The sequence below is a fragment of the Psychrobacter sp. TB20-MNA-CIBAN-0197 genome (assembly GCF_040309765.1).
In the GTDB taxonomy this organism is placed as follows: domain Bacteria; phylum Pseudomonadota; class Gammaproteobacteria; order Pseudomonadales; family Moraxellaceae; genus Psychrobacter; species Psychrobacter submarinus.
Map to the genome: position 1 here is coordinate 1 of NZ_JBEOPC010001138.1, position 248 is coordinate 248.

Sequence of the window (248 nt, forward strand, 5' to 3'; positions counted from 1 at the left end):
ACTTATCACTGATGTACTAAATGACAACAGTGAGTTATTACTAATCGATATTATGACTGATGAGCAGCTTATTGCTGAGTATCAAATTACTATTCCTGTATTAAAAAGTGAAAAAGGCGAGAAATTATATTGGCCTTTTACTTTACACTCTGTGCGCGAATTTTTAGCACAAGCAGAATAAGAGCAAATAAGAACTATGGATTTAATAAGAATTTTAAAAGCACAACTTGCTTTTGGTACACATGCTT

Annotated in this window: 1 protein-coding gene; it reads left to right on the plus strand. The window is 31.9% G+C overall.

The genetic code is table 11. The features are described from left to right. The coding region (locus AAEY83_RS17490) for a glutaredoxin family protein (RefSeq protein WP_351061225.1) at window positions 1–181 on the plus strand (181 nt) is incomplete at its 5' end. Window positions 182–248: the final 67 nt, after the last annotated feature.